The organism is Pseudomonas sp. PF05 (assembly GCF_056521845.1).
Genome location: NZ_JBWLPW010000002.1, coordinates 25,505 through 39,021, shown reverse-complemented (window position 1 = coordinate 39,021; position 13,517 = coordinate 25,505). Strand labels below are relative to the sequence as shown.

At 62.1% G+C, this 13,517-nt stretch carries 9 protein-coding genes; 2 read left to right on the top strand and 7 right to left on the bottom strand.

The window, feature by feature from the left end:
• Window positions 1-53: 53 nt before the first annotated feature.
• The 7 genes from AC09SL_RS05280 to AC09SL_RS05250 form a co-directional block, all read right to left on the bottom strand.
• Window positions 54-3,146, bottom strand: a complete 3,093-nt coding sequence (locus tag AC09SL_RS05280; protein ID WP_064106830.1) for an autotransporter serine protease — start codon at window positions 3,144-3,146, stop codon at window positions 54-56.
• Between the two features lie 232 nt (window positions 3,147-3,378).
• Window positions 3,379-4,728 (bottom strand): TolC family outer membrane protein, encoded by a 1,350-nt coding sequence (locus AC09SL_RS05275; RefSeq protein WP_058542495.1) that lies wholly within the window; start codon window positions 4,726-4,728, stop codon window positions 3,379-3,381.
• Window positions 4,729-4,742: 14 nt separating this feature from the next.
• Window positions 4,743-6,077, bottom strand: a complete 1,335-nt coding sequence (locus AC09SL_RS05270; RefSeq protein ID WP_058542494.1) for an HlyD family type I secretion periplasmic adaptor subunit — start codon at window positions 6,075-6,077, stop codon at window positions 4,743-4,745.
• Window positions 6,074-7,873: a type I secretion system permease/ATPase gene (locus AC09SL_RS05265; protein WP_064106831.1), complete on the bottom strand. Its 1,800-nt coding sequence runs from the start codon at window positions 7,871-7,873 to the stop codon at window positions 6,074-6,076. The genes AC09SL_RS05270 and AC09SL_RS05265 overlap by 4 nt, the downstream gene beginning before the upstream one ends.
• Before the next feature lie 139 nt (window positions 7,874-8,012).
• Window positions 8,013-8,435, bottom strand: coding sequence for an AprI/Inh family metalloprotease inhibitor (locus AC09SL_RS05260; RefSeq protein WP_058544161.1), 423 nt, complete (start codon window positions 8,433-8,435; stop codon window positions 8,013-8,015).
• Window positions 8,436-8,584: 149 nt separating this feature from the next.
• Window positions 8,585-10,042, bottom strand: a complete 1,458-nt coding sequence (locus AC09SL_RS05255) for a serralysin family metalloprotease (protein WP_058544156.1) — start codon at window positions 10,040-10,042, stop codon at window positions 8,585-8,587.
• 332 nt (window positions 10,043-10,374) lie between these two features.
• Window positions 10,375-11,280: a LysR family transcriptional regulator gene (locus AC09SL_RS05250; protein WP_058544157.1), complete on the bottom strand. Its 906-nt coding sequence runs from the start codon at window positions 11,278-11,280 to the stop codon at window positions 10,375-10,377.
• A 133-nt stretch (window positions 11,281-11,413) separates the two neighbouring features.
• Here AC09SL_RS05250 and AC09SL_RS05245 point away from each other — a divergent pair, with 133 nt between their 5' ends.
• Together AC09SL_RS05245 and AC09SL_RS05240 are read left to right on the top strand one after the other, a co-directional pair.
• Window positions 11,414-12,877, top strand: a complete 1,464-nt coding sequence (locus AC09SL_RS05245; RefSeq protein WP_058544158.1) for an MFS transporter — start codon at window positions 11,414-11,416, stop codon at window positions 12,875-12,877.
• Between the two features lie 193 nt (window positions 12,878-13,070).
• A complete protein-coding gene (locus tag AC09SL_RS05240; protein WP_003201764.1) occupies window positions 13,071-13,349 on the top strand; it encodes a DUF1652 domain-containing protein in 279 nt (92 codons plus the stop codon).
• Window positions 13,350-13,517: the final 168 nt, after the last annotated feature.

The window sequence follows — 13,517 nt, the reverse complement described above, 5'->3', positions numbered from 1 at the left end:
TCCTACGTAGCTGCTATACGCCATAGAAGTGCGTGTTGAGTTCTGCATTTGGGTCAGAACTGCCAGTCCAGCGTCAGGCCCACGCCATGGGTTTTATCCCGCGAGCCGAGCAAGCCGTTGTAATCGAGATTGACCCGCACATCCTTGGCGACCGCGAGGCCCGCACGGGCGCCGATCACGGCGGCGTTGCGGTCCATGGACACGCTCTGCACCGCGAAGGTGTGGCTGCTGTCGGCAAATGCCAGGTCTTGCTCGGACGTGGTGCTGCTCAGGTTGTGCTGCCAACCGAGGGAGCCGGACAGCTGCAGTTGCTGTTGCTCCGACAGGGCCAGGGTGTGGCTGGCCCGCACGCCCAGGGTCGAGAGCACCGCATCGCGGCGGTCGTCGCCCGCGTGCAGGGCTGCGTTGTCGCCTTTCTCATGGAAGCTGTCGCTGTCCAGGTGCACATAGGCCAGGTTGGCAAACGGCTCCAGGGCTACCGGTTGCAAGTCGAGGCGATACGCCGCTTCGGTGAAGAGCTGGGTGGTCCGGGCATCGCGCTTGGTTTTCTCCCGGCCGCTGACGTCGCCCCATTGCAAGTCACGCTTGACGTCGATGCGATGCCAGCTGTGAGCACCGCCGACGGTCAGGCGCAGCGCGTCGATTTCATGCCCCAGATAGACACCCAGGTGATAGCTGTCGGCCTTGGCCGAGGAATGAGTGCCGTCGCCCATGCTCAACGAACTGTCGCTGTAGCCGGTGACGAAGCCCAGTCGCGTCTGGTCGCTGATCAGGCCGTCGACACCGGCCAGCAGCCCGCCGATGGAGCTGGTCGTACTGGCGTGATCATGTCCGCCATCGTTCTTGCCCCAAGCGCCCAGCACCTTGAACCAGGCATTGCTGCTGGCATCGCTCGGCGTGCCGGCGTCGTACAGCGCATCCTGGCGCAGGCGATCACCCATGGCGTCGCGCAATTGACGGCTGTCATTGATCAACAGCGTGCCGATGGCCGGATGGATTTCACCCGACAGTTGCTGGAATGCCTGTTGCGCCACGGCGGCGCTGGGCGAGAGCAGCAAGGCTTCATAGAGTCCGTTGCCCGCGCCCAGTTGTTCGGCGGCCGAGGCAACGGCGCGCTGGTTAGGCGTCAGGCCGAGGCTGGCAAATGACGCGTCGTTACGCTCGACCGCCAGTTGAATGCCGCTGGCGCTGTACGCCAGGTCGCCCCCCAGAAACGCATAGTTGGGCAAGACTTCAGCAAAGCGCCCGTCAATACCATCGGCGGCCTGCAGGATATTGAACTGCCTGCCCAGCAGGCTTTTCACTTCGCTGGCCGTCAGCAGCGTCGGGCTGTTTTCCAGGGACAGCGACACCGTCGCCCCGTCAATGGACGCCTTGCCATCGGCAACGATCAGGTCGCTGGAGGTGGGCGAGACTTCCACCGCGTAGTTCGAGCCAGGCTGGAACGTCACATCGCCGGCCACTTGCAACGTGCCGATGGAGTTACCCGGCGCCACGCTGGCGCCACGGTTGGCGGTCAGGCTGGCGACGCGCCCGTTGCCGCCGAGGATGCCGCCGTCGTTGACCGTCACGGCCGACGCCAGCGAGCCATTGATTGCCAGTCGTCCTTGATTGACCAGGGTTGGACCGCTGTAAGTGTTTGCGCCGGTGAGCACCAGGGTGCCGATGCCCTCCTTGGTCAAGCCACCGTGACCGGCGATGTCGTTGCGCCAAACGTCCAGGCCACATTGGATGCCGCTGCACACCCGCTCCGTGGGTTTACCGGCATCGATGATCGCGCCGATACCCGGCAGGTCCGCCACGAACTGACCGGAGCCATAGGCGCCCTCGATGCGAAATGCCTCGGGAATGTCCTGCTCGGTCACCAGCATCGCGGGGCCGTCGATGGCCTTGCCCAGGTTGATCATGCCCCAGCCATACAACGAATCAACGCCCGGCGCGCCCATGTCGGTGGCGGTGGTGCGCAGCACGCTGGCGACCTGGGCGCCGGTCATGTACGGAAAACGCTCCATCAACACCGCCACGCTGCCGGCGACATGGGGCGCGGCCATGGAGGTGCCGCTCTTGTTGGCGTAGCCGACGGTCAGGTCGTCGGCACGGGTGCCGCCGATCACGGCGCTGTAGACCCGGGTACCGGGTGCCGACACGCAGAAACTGGCGGTGTAGCCGCAGCGCGACGAGAAGGTACTGATGGTGTACGGATCGGCGCTGGCGGTGTCGGGGTTGATTTGCAGCGCCGCCACGGTGAGCCAGTTCGGCGCGATATCCGGCACGAAATACGCCAAGCCCGCAATGGCATCGGGGTTATTGAGGTTGTAGTCGTTGCCGGCGGCGAAGATCGTCACGATCCCGCTGCGGGCCGCGGCGATGGCGCCCTCGTAGGCGCCGCCGGGCTTGGTGCCCAGCAGCGGCTTGATCTGGTCGAATTGCAGTTGCGCGTCCTGCACGGTGAAGTGCGGGAACGCCGGATCGCGGCCGCCCTGGTCGAAGCGATCGGTGATGCCGATGCCCCAGCTGTTGTTGATGATGCGGGCGCCGCTGGCGATCAACGCGTCCCAACCTGCCTTGTACACCGCGCCATCGTTGCCCAGGATGATGCCGTCCTCGGGGCCCGGGTCGCCGTTGTCGGCGCTGATGATCTGCGCATCGTACGCCACGCCGTGCATCGGGCTGCCATCGCGACTGCCGGCAGCGATTCCGCCGACATGGGTGCCATGGGAGCCCAGCTTGCCATCGGAGCCCACGGTGGGTGAACCGTCGTAGCGGAACGCATCACCGGCCTTCACCGGAATGTAGGGATCGGTGTATTCACGAATGCCGCTGGTGACCAGGGTCACGACTTTGTCGGTGCCGGAGAATTCCGGGTGAGCCGCGTAGACCGGCTGGTCGAAAATCCCCAGCTTGACGCCCTTGCCGGTATACCCGGCGGCGTAGGCCTGCTGCGCATTGATTGCCCCCAACCCCCATTCGGCGTTGAATTCACTGCTGCGCCAACTGTCCGGGTTGCCCGCCCTGCCGCTCTCGACATAAGGCGCCGCCTGGGCCGTGCCCAAGGTTGCCAGGGCGCAGAGCACGGCGCGATTGAGGACCTTGGGCACAAACACGCGGCCCGTCTGTCCGGGTTGTTTTTTATTATCGACTTTCATCACGAACCATCCTTAGTAACGCGTTATGGATTGCTACAACAACTCACCTGTGGCGAGGGGATTTAGCGAAGCTGCACCGCCTGGCGCGCCTGTAGGAGCTGCCGAGTGCAACGAGGCTGCGATCTTTCCCCTAACACTTGAGTCTCAAGATCAAAATCAAAAGATCGCAGGCTTCGCCAGCTCCTACAGAACACAGCGGCAGCAATCTTTGGCCACAAAAGCAACGCGCCGATCATTGAATTGGCCCCCGGGACACAAACGCCTCATCCACCTTCGCCAAGTCCTGCGCGCCCAAGGTGCCGGCGTAGTAATGCAGCTTGGTCCAGGCCATGAGGTAGTCGTAACGGGCCTGGGCCAGGTCGCGGCGAGTGGTGTAGAGCTGTTGCTCGGCATTGAGCGCGTCGAGGTTGACCCGCTCGCCGCCCAGGATGCTTTGCCGGGTCGAGACCACCAGCGCTTCGGCGGAACTCAGGGCCTTCTGGTAGGCGCGCAGTTTGTTCACCCCGGACACGCAGGCGCTGAACTGGCGACGCAGTTCGATCAGCGTCTCGCGGGTCTTGGCATCCAACTCGTATTCGGCCTGTTCCATGTTGCGGCTGGCCTGGCGGGTCGACGCCGAGACCCCGCCACCGGCGTACAGCGGCACGCTGACTTCCAGGCCGATGGTGTTGGTGTCGTAGCGCTGGTTGTAGGTGTTGCCACTTTCCGACTCGTTCTGGCGCATCGTTGCGTAGGCACTGATCTTGGGCAGGTGCCCGGCGCGGTTTCGCTCCACCTCGAAACGCGCCACGTCCACCGCTTGGCGCTGGGACGCCAGGCTGGGGTTGTTGCTCACCGCCAGCTCGTGCCAAGTGTCGAAACTGGCCGGCTGCAGGGTAAAGGTCTGGAAGCTGTCGTTCAGGGGTTCAAGGTCACCGATATTCAGGGTCGGAACGCCAATCAGTGCGCCAAGCTCGCGCAAGGACGCGTCTTGCTCGTTGCGGGCCTCGATTTCTTCGGCGGTTGCCAGCTCGTAACGCGACTCGGCCTCGAGGATGTCGGTGCGCGTACCTTCGCCCTGGCGAAACAGATGTTCGTTCTGGCGAAATTGCTGCTCGAACGCCTTTTTCTTGGCCTGGGCAATGTCGATCTGGTCCTGGGCGAACAACGCCTGGGTGTAATGACTGAGCACCCGCACCAGCAGCTCCTGGCTCTTGCCACGAAAACTTTCATCAGCGAACAACGCCTGGGCCACGCCCTTGCGGTAGGCCGCGTACGCCTCGTAGTCCAGCAGCGGTTGTTGCAGCGTCAGGCTGGAGCCGTAGCTGCTGTAGTTGCGATCGTCATGCTGGCTGGCCCCGCGATCGTTGAGGTACGTGACCTTGGATTGGTTGCGACCCTTGTTGTAGCTGTAGCCCAGGTGCGGCAACAGCCCGGCGCGGCCAATGGCGCGGTTTTCCAGGCCCGCATCACGCTCCTTGATCGCGCCCAGGTAGACCGGGTCATTGCGCAGGGCCTGCTCATAGACCTCGAAGGGCCCCATGGCCCAGGCGTTGTTGCACACGGAAACGGCCAGTACGGCCAACCAATGGAAACGCTTCATACCGCCGGACATCCTTATTCTTCGGTCAACGCAGAGCCGGCTCGGTCGAGCAGCGGTTTGAACAAGTAGTTGAGCAACGAGCGCTCGCCCGTGCGCACGAACATCTCGGCCGGCATGCCGGGCTTGATCACCAGGCCGTTGAGCTTGTCCATCGCCACGTCGCTGACACTGCTGCGCAAGACGTAATACGGCGCGCCGGTTTTCTCATCGAGCATCTGATCGGCAGAAATCAAGCTGACCTCCCCCGGCACCCTTGGCGTGCGGTTCTGGTTGAAGGCGGTAAACAGAATGTCCACCGGCAAATGCGGGCCGACCTTGTCGACCAGGTGCACCGGCAAGTGCCCTTCCACCTCCAGCCGCGCGCCCTGGGGCACGATTTCCAGCAAGGTGTCGCCCTGGCGCACCACCGCGCCCTCGGTGTGCACACCCAAGTTCACGGCGATGCCATCGGCGGTGGCGAGGATTTCGCTGTGTTGCAGCTCGAAGCCGGCGGATTTCAGTTGCTGTTGCAGGGTTTCGCTCTTGAGCTGGGCGTCGGCCAACTGGCTGCGTACCTCTTTCTGGTATTCCTCGTTGTGCTGCTGCAACTTCAGGCGCGACTCGACGATCCCTTGCTCCACCCGCCCGCTTTCGCCGCTGTTCTGCGCCAGTTCCTGCTGCACTTGCGACAGCTGGCGTTGATAGTCCAGCAACCGGTTGCGCGGGATGTAGCCGTTGTCGGCCAAGGGTTGCAGGTTGCCCAGTTGCAGGCGCAGGGATTCGGCCTGGGCGGTCAAGTCGCTGCGGGCCCGGCGCATGCCCGCCAATTGCGCCGCAGCCCCTTCGATGCTGGCGCGCAACGCCGCCTGCTCCCGGGCGAAAGCTTCGCGGCGGCTGCTGAACAGTTGTCGCTGGCCTTCCAGCACCAGGGCCAGGCGCGGATCGGGGTCACGACTCAGCTCAGCCGGGAAACTCACCTGCAACAGATTGTCCCGCTCGCTTTGCCAGCGCGCCAGGCTCGCCCAGGTCATCCGGTACTGCGCCTGCAGCGATTGCACATCGGCGGCAGCCTGGGTCTGGTCCAGGCGAAACAACGGCTGGCCCTGCTTCACCGCTTCGCCTTCGCGTACCAGGATTCGGTTGACCACGCCGCTGCTCATCGACTGCACCGCCTTGCGCTTACCTGAAACCACCACGGTGCCCTGCACGGGGATGCCCTGGTCCAGCGGCGCCAGGCTGGCCCAGGTGAAAAAACTGCCCGCGCCAACAAGCGCCAGTGCCCAGCCCATGCGCGTGAAGAAACGAGCGTCGCGCTCCGGGTGCTCAACGTCCTGAGAATGTTCAAGATTCATGTCGCGATCCTTGCTCATGCGCCACCGGGTTTGCTGGCGGCCTGGTACTGGCGACTCATGCTTATTCCGTTGGGAGTCGCCTGGGGGCTGTGTGGCGGTGAGCTGCGCGCCGCGTTGCCCTGCGAGTCCGACTGGCCGGAAAGCGCCCGCAACACTTGCTGGCTCGGGCCGAAGGCTTGTAGCCGGCCTTCGTCGAGCACCAGCAATTTGTCGGCCTGGGCCAGTGCCGAGGAGCGATGAGTGACCAACACGACGCTGGTGCCCTGGGCCTTCATCTGCGCAATGGCATTGGCGAGCGCCGCTTCGCCAACGGTGTCGAGGTTGGAGTTGGGTTCGTCGAGCACCACCAGGCTCGGCCGGTCGTACATCGCCCGGGCCAGCGCAACCCGTTGTTTCTGCCCGCCGGATAAACCACCGCCGTCCTCCCCCAGCACCGTGTCATAGCCCTGGGGCAGGCGCAGGATCAGCTCATGGACCCCGGCCTGCTGCGCGGCGGCGACGACTTTTTGCGGATCGGCCTGGCGAAACCGGGCGATGTTCTCGGCAATGCTGCCGCTGAACAGCTCGATGTCCTGGGGCAGATAGCCGATGTGCGGGCCGAGTTGCTCGCGATTCCAGCGATGAATATCGGCCCCGTCGAGGCGCACCGCACCCGCGAGGGCCGGCCACACGCCCACCAGGACTCGGGCCAGGGTGGACTTGCCCGACCCCGAGGCCCCCAGCACGCCAAGCACTTCCCCGGCAGCCAAGCTGAAGCTGACCTGCTGCAACGTTGCGTTACGCTGCCCCGGCGGCCCTGCGCTCACGTGTTCGAAGCTCACCTGGCCCTTGGGCGCTGGCAGCGTCATGCCGTCATCCTGAGGCGCAAACGCCTGTAACAGCGCATCGAGACGCCGGTAAGCCAGCTTGGCGCCGCTCCACTGCTTCCATACGGCGATCAACTGGTCGATGGGACTCAATACCCGTCCCATCAGGATCGAGCCGGCAATCATCATCCCGGCGGTCATGTCGCCCTTGATTACCAGCAGTGCCCCCAACCCCAGCACCAGCGATTGCAGGCACAGGCGCAGGGTCTTGCTCAAGGAGCTGATCACCGCACCGGTATCGCTGGCCTGGTTTTGCAGGCCGAGAAACCGTGAGTGCACGGCGAACCAGCGGCTGCGCAGCGCCCCGAGCATGCCCATGGCCTGGATCGTTTCGGCGTTGTGCAAATGGCTGGTAGCCAGTTGGCTGGACTGTTGTGAGTAGACGCTGGCCTGTCCCAAGGCTTTTTTGGTCATGGCCTCGTTCAGGCAGGCCAGGCCGATCAGCAGCAACGTGCCGACGGAGGCAAACACGCCGAGCCACACGTTGAACAGGTAGATCACCAGCAGATAGATGGGAAACCACGGTGCGTCGAAGAAAGCGAACAGCGCCGGCCCGGTGAGGAATTGACGAATATGCGTGAGGTCGCCCAGCGATTGCCCGGCGTTGCCTTCCCCCTGGCGCAGATTGCGCTCGAACGCGGCCTTGTACACCTGGAGATTGAAACGTCTCTCCAATTGGCTGCCGATGCGGATGACCACGAAGCTGCGTACCATTTCCAGCAGCCCGATGAATAGGAAGAAACCGACGACCATCAATGACAGCATCGCCAGCGTGGTCTCGTTCTGTGATGACAACCCGCGGTCATACACTTGGAGCATATAAATCGAAGGCGCAAGCATCAGCACATTAATCAGTGCGGTGAAACATCCAACACTTATCAGAATATTTTTATAATCGCCCAGCGCCTTAAACAGCGGCGCCGCGGCAACGCTCCTTACCCTATTCATGATCATCCTTGCTGTTGGCTTCGCCAGCAAACTGGCCGTTATTCAACTTACCAATCTTTGTTTTTCGATTCAGTCCACACCGAAACGCACGCCTGTTTAAACAAGCGCACTTCGATCAAGACTCAACTGCACTCACTCGTTAATGAGCACTCTGGGACTTATTGCGCTCAAGCCTGAGTATCAAACCGGACTTCAGCGTCATTTGATAATGACCTCCCTGACGCAGCCCCAAGTGAGTCCTGGAATTTTGTTTACCGATCAGGGAAAGACCGTCGGGCTCGGTGAACCAACGAACCGGCTCATCCCCCAGCCACTGGCCCAGGCAATCGGTTTGCCCGCCCAGGGTCTGGTCCACCTTGAGTTCGACGAGGCACCTGTTGGACGGTTTGTCCTGCATCGTCCGGGTTTGCGCATCGTCCTGCGGGCTCGACAGAACGGCCTGCCACTGACCGGCCAACTGCGAGGGATCTGCTAACAACAGGCTGCGCGCCATGGCGACTTCTCCACAAAACATCATCAGCGTAGCGAGCAACCCGGTGGTTACTTGAGCGCTACTGGGCATGAATTTCCGACGCATGTCCTTCACCCTCGCCGAGGTCCTGTAGGAGCTGTCGAGCGAAGCGAGGCTGCGATCTTTTCGCTTGAGACTCAAGTGGTAGGGGAAAGATCGCAGCCTCGCTCCGCTCGACAGTTCCTACAGGAGTTTTGGCATTAGGCCACGATATCCGAGACCGCTGCCTGGCCAACGGTGCTGACCAGGAAGTCGGCTACGCCGTGCCCGGAGAAGTCCACCGACAACAGGCTGTTGCCACCCGATGTCGACAACACCGCATCGCCCGCCGCACCGCTGAAGGCGCTTACGAAGTGCAGGCCTGCGCCCTTGGTGATACCGGTCAGGTCGATCTTGTCCAGGCCGCTGACGAAATCGAGGATCTGGTCCGTCGCCCCCGGTCGCGAATCGGAACTGGCGGCGAACACGAACGTGTCCGACCCCGAGCCACCCCAGAGTTTGTCTGCACCGCCGCCGCCCCAAAGGATATCGTTGCCCGCGCCGCCCTTGAGCTCGTTGGCCACGGTGTTGCCGATCAGCAGATCGCTGCCCGAGCCGCCGATGGCGTTTTCGATGACGGCACCCTGGGCGATGGACACGTTGCCGACCATGCCGCCCACGTCGGAAAACGAGGCGTCATTGAGGTTGATTTTCTGGTTCTGGGTGAAGCCGGAGAAATCCAGGGTGTCACGTCCGCCCGCGTCCCATACCGAAAACACCACCTTGTCCGAGGACGAATACGCACTGAGAAAATCGCGACCGGTGTTGGAGTTGAAACCGTAGGTCGAATCGCCAGTACGGGTCGTGGTGTTGGCACCATAGAGTTTCTGGATGGCCGCGATGTCATCCATCAGTGGGCCGGAGGCATAGGCTTCGACGCCACCCTTGCTGAAGTTCTGGTCGGTATTGCTTTCGCTCCAGTAGCTCATGATGCTGTAGCCACGGGTGTCCTGGCCATACGTGGCGTCATCGTAGGTCGGGCTGCCTTCGCCCGCGTTGTAGTCACCCGGGTGGGCCAGGCCGAGGGTATGACCGATTTCGTGGGTCAGGGTCTGGCGACCGTAGTTGTTCAGGCCCGGGTTCTTGTTCTGGGTGTAGCTGTTGTTGATCAGGTACCAGGAGGTCCCGTCATAGCCGGCGCCGGTCCCCGGCAGATAAGCGAATGCCGCCGCGCCGTCCTGCCCGCTGCTGTAGTTGCCGAAGGTCATGTGACCGTCGCCGCCGCTGGCTCTTTCAGTGAAGGTAACGTTGGCGACGTCCGCCCAGGATTGCATGGCCAGGGCCGCTTGGCCTTTCTGCTGTGCACTGAACTGGCTGAAGCCGCTGATCCCATGTTTGTACAGGGTGCTGGAAGAGGCGGACGTCAGGAAGGTGTAGGTCAGCTCGATCTTGCCGCTGCCATCCCGGTCCTGGTAAGCCGCACCGTCGCGCAACAACTGCGTGGCCGCCTCGTCGACGGAGTACGACGGTTTACCGTTGACGGTCAGGTTACCGCCCCGGTCGTATTGGTGGCTGAAACTATTGATCTGGTTGAACGCATTACTGGGAGCCGCCAATGATTGCGGCGCCCAAAGGAGTTGTTCGGCAGAATCAATAGCGCTGCTTTTGACTTTCGACATAAACACACTTCCTTGTTTGCAAATGGAACAGTTCTAGTCAGACAGGCAATCTCTGGCGAGATCGTCCTATCACTCGCCCAATGAGGACGTAAGAAACCTGACACAATTGGAAATCAAACGTCTAGCAATTTTTTCGCATAATTTCGTGGTCAGCCCTTTAACGCCCATAAACAATAGGTTTCTGCCTCTTTAATGCGCCCATTGAACTGCCCGAGTTACAGATTGTCGGACAAAATTCTATTTAAATATTAAATATCGATAACTAGCAATTTGCGGATGGCGTCGCACTTTCGCCAACTAAGTGCCAGCGAAGTGCTATTAATTAATAACGACTAAACCTCTACCGATTTACGGGCGCACACTTCCCGCAGACAGCCTCGAAGCCAGCGATGCACAGGGTCGGCGTCCATCCGCGGATGCCACAGCATGGCGATCGTGAACCCAGGCACCGCAAACGGCAGCGCAAAGCTGTGCAGGCCAACCCGCAGGCTCCCGGTGTAGCGTTCCGGAACGCTGGCAATCAGGTCACTGGCGCGGGCCAGCCCCAGCGCCGAGGAAAAGCCTGGCACGGTGGTGACGATTTCCCGGGACAAGTTCAACGTCGCCAGGGCCTGGTCGATGAGGCCATGATCCAGGCCGCGCATCGAGACACCGACATGCCCACCAGCGGCATAACCGGTGGCGCTCACCCCTGCCTGGCTCAGCGGGTGACCCGCGCGCACCACGCCAATCAAGCGGTCGTTGAACAACGCCTGGGTTCGCAGTTCCGGGCTGGTGTCCTTGTCCACGACGGCGGTCTCCAAGTCCGCGGAACCTTCGCGCAGCGCCGTGCTGTCCCGGTCGGTCTTTTCCACGAAACGCAGCCGCACGCCGGGCGCTTGCTCGTGGATGCGGGTGATCAGATCTATGGCAAAGTTTTCCACGAACCCCTCACGGGTGCGCAACGTGAACGTTCGGCTCAGGCGCCCAAGATCCGGGGTCATCACTGGCCGCAGCACCGCCTGGGCCTGCTGCACCAGGTGGCTGACCTGTTCGCGCAACTCCAGCGCGCGGGGCGTCGGCACCAGCCCTCGCCCGGCCCGAACCAACAGCGGGTCACCGGTAGTCTCACGCAACCGCGCCAGCGCCCGGCTCATGGCCGACGGGCTGAGCCGCAGCCGCCGGGCGGCCCGGGCCACGCTGCCTTCCGAGAGCAGCACATCAAGGGTGACGAGCAGATTGAGGTCAGGCGAGGACATGGTGGTATCTCGAATTGAATAGATGGCGTTTGTTGCAGCTATAACGTGCAAATGCTGCGCCTTCCGCCATGTTATGCCCAGGCGTAACGTTCTGACAGCTCCGTTTTCGAGCGCCACGGATACAGGTGACACGATGAACCCTATCAACACGCAACCAAACCGGCCGGCAACCGCGACCGCACACCGGCTCTTTTCACCCCGCTGGGCCCTGGCCAGCCTTGCGCTCTCGACGCTGCTGGCCGCCCTTGGTGCCAGTGTGGCCGCAGTGGCACTGCCGACGCTGGCCCAGGCGCTCGGCGCCTCTTTCCAGCAGGTCCAATGGGTGGTGCTGGCCTATCTGCTGGCAATCACTACGCTGATTGTCAGTGTCGGTCGCTTGGGAGACTTGATGGGCCGGCGCAAGCTGCTGTTGGCCGGTATCGCCCTGTTCACCTTGGCATCGGCGGTATGCGGCCTGGCGCCCTCGCTTTGGCTGCTGGTCGCAGGTCGGGCGCTGCAAGGCCTGGGGGCCGCCATCATGATGACGCTGACGTTGGCCCTGGTCGGCGAAACAGTCGCTCAGGAAAAAGCCGGCAGCGCCATGGGCCTGCTGGCAACGCTGTCGGCGGTGGGCACAGCCCTTGGGCCGTCCGTTGGTGGCATGTTGATCAGCGGGTTCGGTTGGCCAGCCTTGTTCCTGATCAACATACCCCTTGGCCTGCTGACGCTAGGGCTGGCGTGGTACTCGATCCCGGCGGGTGAAGTACCGCCGAAGCCCGCAAAAACCCGCTTCGATGTAACCGGTACATTGCTGTTGGCAATGACGCTCGCCGCCTATGCCTTGGCCATGACCTCCGGGCGCGGGAGCTTTGGCGGACTGAATATTGCACTGCTGCTGATCGCGCTCGTGGGCGGCGGACTGTTCATTCGGTCCCAGTCCCGGGCCGTATCGCCGCTGATTCCCTTGACAGTGTTTCGCGACAAATCATTGGTCTCAGGCCTGGCGACGAGCGCGCTGGTCGCGACGGTCATGATGGCGACGCTGCTGGTCGGGCCTTTTTACTTGTCCATCACCCTCGGACTGCCAGCGGCCTTCGTGGGGCTGGTGCTGGCCGCGGGGCCGTCCGTCGCGGCGCTGACCGGGGTGCCTGCCGGACGCCTGACGGATCGCTTCGGCGTGCAGCCCATGCGGCTCGCCGGCCTGGCGACCATGGCCCTCGGCTGCCTGATGCTGTCGCTGGTTCCCCCTGCCCTTGGCATCGTCGGCTACCTTACGGCCATCGTGGTGACGACCCTGGGCTACGCGTTCTTCCAGACAGCCAACAACACGGCAGTCATGGCCAATGTGGCTGCCCAGAGGCGAGGCGTCATCGCCGGTCTGCTCAACCTGTCACGCAACTTGGGTTTCTTCACCGGAGCTTCCGTGCTCGGCGCAGTGTTTGCGGCCGCAGCGGCGACGAATGACATCACCCGCGCAAGCCCCGAGGACGTGACGAACGGTCTGCACACAACCTTCGCCGTTGCCCTGGCAATGATGATCCTGGCCCAGTTCATCGCTTGGAAATGCCGTGTGCCAGAGCCTTTGTCCATACCCCAGGGCAATCCCAACCAAGCGTAATGGCATTTTGAAGATTGCCGCTTAAGTCGTGATCCAGATCAAAAAAAGTGAACCAATCGCAAAACGGACTGAAAAAATCCACATGAGCTTCATTTTCAGGTGCTATTTTTAGTTCTCACTGGTAGAGCCATGATGGCTCTTCCTTCCTGACATGAGCAAAAGGAAGCGCTCGATTGAAGAAGGCGGGCAACACATGAATAAAGGATCTTTCAGCAAGGTTACGTTCCCCAACGCTTGCCAGTTGATGCGCTGGCACTTCCATCCCATGGGATTCGAAGCGAGCATGGATGCGCCTGGCAGTATGGTTGCCCGGCTGTTTGACCGTGCCAGCGGCGAGACCATGATCGCCATTGCGGGTATCCCCTGCGCGACTGTGATGAATGCCCCGGATGTTGAACGAATAATCGAGGCGGTGGAGGCCGAACTGGAAGCCTTCGTGCCACCAGTGGGATTGCGGCGGTTTGCCTCTTAAGTCCACTTCATGTGGCAATCCGCTCACCCACGCTCCAAAAGCGGCACCTCCCTTTTTCCAAGGGGAGGTGCCGTTTTTTTTGAGAGGGCTCGGTTTTTTTGCGTTGGTGTGTATATCCATTTCTGCGGTAACGGCGGCTTAGGGTTCCGCCCAACGGCGGCTCACTTT

Bases quoted from the DNA above. Each gene is read 5' to 3' on its own strand.
- AC09SL_RS05240 (WP_003201764.1), top strand. From the start codon at position 13,071: ATGAATAAAGGATCTTTCAGCAAGGTTACGTTCCCCAACGCTTGCCAG.
- AC09SL_RS05265 (WP_064106831.1), bottom strand. From the start codon at position 7,873: ATGAATAGGGTAAGGAGCGTTGCCGCGGCGCCGCTGTTTAAGGCGCTG.
- AC09SL_RS05260 (WP_058544161.1), bottom strand. From the start codon at position 8,435: ATGCCCAGTAGCGCTCAAGTAACCACCGGGTTGCTCGCTACGCTGATG.
- AC09SL_RS05275 (WP_058542495.1), bottom strand. From the start codon at position 4,728: ATGAAGCGTTTCCATTGGTTGGCCGTACTGGCCGTTTCCGTGTGCAAC.
- AC09SL_RS05280 (WP_064106830.1), bottom strand. From the start codon at position 3,146: ATGAAAGTCGATAATAAAAAACAACCCGGACAGACGGGCCGCGTGTTT.
- AC09SL_RS05250 (WP_058544157.1), bottom strand. From the start codon at position 11,280: ATGTCCTCGCCTGACCTCAATCTGCTCGTCACCCTTGATGTGCTGCTC.
- AC09SL_RS05245 (WP_058544158.1), top strand. From the start codon at position 11,414: ATGAACCCTATCAACACGCAACCAAACCGGCCGGCAACCGCGACCGCA.
- AC09SL_RS05270 (WP_058542494.1), bottom strand. From the start codon at position 6,077: ATGAGCAAGGATCGCGACATGAATCTTGAACATTCTCAGGACGTTGAG.
- AC09SL_RS05255 (WP_058544156.1), bottom strand. From the start codon at position 10,042: ATGTCGAAAGTCAAAAGCAGCGCTATTGATTCTGCCGAACAACTCCTT.